The organism is Maribacter sp. (genome assembly GCF_049667165.1).
GTDB lineage: Bacteria > Bacteroidota > Bacteroidia > Flavobacteriales > Flavobacteriaceae > Maribacter_A.
Window position 1 is genome coordinate 1 of sequence record NZ_JBATHS010000222.1, and the last position, 2,132, is coordinate 2,132.

The 2,132-nt window shown below is 47.4% G+C and carries 2 protein-coding genes; both read left to right on the plus strand.

The genetic code is table 11. The features are described from left to right. Positions 1-785, plus strand: a 785-nt coding sequence (locus tag WBM98_RS11070) for an alpha-L-fucosidase (RefSeq protein WP_424366082.1), incomplete at its 5' end; no start/stop codon positions are given. A gap of 18 nt (positions 786-803) precedes the next feature. Further along, positions 804-2,132 (plus strand): sulfatase (locus WBM98_RS11075; protein WP_424366083.1); only part of this gene is annotated, 1,329 nt, incomplete at its 3' end.

A 2,132-nucleotide genomic window follows, 5' to 3' on the forward strand; every position in this document is an offset into this window, starting at 1 on the left:
ATTACCAAGGACAATTAAAGGAACTTTCCGAAAACTTTAATCCCGATCTCTATTGGTTCGATGGGGATTGGGAACATACTTCCGAAGAATGGCAGGCTCCAAAGGTGCGACGGTTATTGCTTGATAAGAATCCCAACACCATTTTGAATTCAAGGCTTCGTGATCAAGGGGACTATGCTACGCCGGAACAGGGCATGCCCATCACCAGACCCAAAAGCACGTATTGGGAATTGTGTATGACCATGAACAACTCCTGGGGTTTTCAAAAGAACGACCATGCGTACAAGACCAGCGATCAGATTATCGGGATCTTTGCCGACGTACTATCCAATGGGGGGAATTTACTGTTGGATATCGGTCCCAAGGCTGATGGCACCATTCCAGAGGAGCAACAGCATATTTTAAGGGATCTGGGAAGGTGGACCCACAAACACAAGGAAGCTATTTATGGTACGGTTGCCGGCATACCCAAAGAACATTTTTATGGACCGACCACCTTGTCCAAGGACGGTACAATGCTGTATTTATTTGTCAAAGGGAATCCCAAGGGGGAAGTGGTCCTTCGTGGGTTAAAGAATAAGATCAACCGGATCTGGGTGGTAGGCCAAGGTTCGAAATTGGAGCATCACGTGGTGGGTAAGGTATATTGGAGCCATTATCCGGGGATTACCTATATCAAAATACCCGACCATGTTTTGGACGAACAAATGACGGTTCTGGCGGTGTTATTGGATGGGAAAATCGATCTCTATCGGGAAGACGGTGCGGTCATTGAAAGTAATTAGCATAACATAATTTAGGCTATGGGAATTTATACATGTAGAAGTACTATAATTGAAGTATTGATAATTGCCTTATTGTTCATTGTATTCAGCGCATGTGAACCTGAGGAAATCCCGGAGCCCAAACCCAATATCATCTTGTTTTTGGTCGATGATATGGGGTGGCAAGATACCTCCGTACCTTTTTGGTATAAGAAGACCCCTTTCAATGAAAGCTATCATACCCCGAATATGGAGCGCTTGGCTGCTGATGGGGTAATGTTCACCCAGGCCTATGCCACAGCGGTATGTTCCCCTACGCGGGTTAGCTTAATGACCGGGATGAATGCGGCACGCCATCGGGTTACCAATTGGACGTTGCACAAAGATAGCCTCCAACCTATGGAAAAAAACCACCCAACACTGGAGTTTCCCCATTGGAATGTGAACGGGCTGAGTCCGGTTGCCGGGGATTCCTTGGCCGTTTATGCCACGCCACTTCCAAAACTATTGCATGAGGCGGGTTATTATACCGTGCATACGGGGAAAGCACATTTTGGGGCTATAGGTACCCCCGGGGAAAATCCGTTGAACCTAGGTTTTGACGTGAATATAGCGGGCCATGCCGCGGGAGCACCGGAAAGCTATTTAGGCACTGATAATTTCGGTAATGGCAAGGAAGGTAAGGAAGTTTGGGCCGTACCAGGGTTGGAAAAATACCATGGAAAAAACAGTCATTTAAGCGAAGCACTTACTTTAGAGGCCTTGGCGGCCATCGATTCCGTGGTGACCACCCAACAACCTTTTTTCCTCTATATGGCCCATTACGCCGTGCATACCCCCATCATGTCCGATGACCGTTTTGTTCAGAAGTATTATGAAAAGGGAATGGATTCCATCGAAGCCAAGTACGCCTCTATGATCGAGGGGATGGATAAGAGTTTGGGCGATATCATGGATTATTTAGCAGATAAGAAAATAGCGGAGAATACGATCATCCTTTTTATGTCAGACAATGGGGGGTTGAGCGCACATGCGCGTGGCGGAGAACCTAATACCCATAATAAACCCTTGGCTAGTGGTAAAGGTTCGGTGTATGAGGGGGGCATCCGGGAACCCATGCTCGTTAAATGGCCTGGGAAGGTTGCTCCGAATACGCGGCAAGAGAACTATGTGATCATTGAGGATTTCTACCCGACCATACTTGAAATGGCCGGTGTGGAAACCGTTGAAACGGTCCAAACCGTAGATGGTAAGAGCTTTGTGCCTTTACTTTTGGAAGAAGATAAGGAAGAGACCGTGTTAAGTGCACCACCAGCGGAAGAACGCCCCTTATTTTGGCATTACCCCAACGAGTGGGGACCAGAGGGC